Here is a 298-nt window from a genome sequence, read left to right as displayed (position 1 = left end):
GAGCTGCGGGGAGACCTGCTTGCCGGTCTGGCCGACCTGGCTGCTGTGCGGGTACCAGCCGGCGTCGACGGCGGCGCGCGAGGCACCGACGGCCGCGCCGAGCACGTCGGCGAGCTCCTCGACGACGCCGAAGCCCTCGGCGGCACCGACGCCGCGGCCGCCGGAGACCACGATGGCGGCCTCGGTCAGCTCCGGGCGACCGGAGGACACGCGCGGGGTGCGCGAGACGACCTTGGCGGCGTTGCCGGTGAACGCGACGGCGACGTCCTCCACCGCACCCGCGGCCGGGGCGGCCTCC

General features: G+C 77.9%; 1 protein-coding gene. It reads right to left on the bottom strand.

The genetic code is table 11. The annotated features are described in order from the left end of the window. Positions 1-298: electron transfer flavoprotein subunit alpha/FixB family protein (locus tag IF01_RS0140975; protein ID WP_030398698.1), on the bottom strand; the 298-nt coding region annotated here is incomplete at both ends.

Source organism: Kitasatospora purpeofusca (assembly GCF_000718025.1).
GTDB lineage: Bacteria > Actinomycetota > Actinomycetes > Streptomycetales > Streptomycetaceae > Kitasatospora > Kitasatospora purpeofusca.
This window is presented reverse-complemented; position numbering and strand designations above follow the sequence as displayed.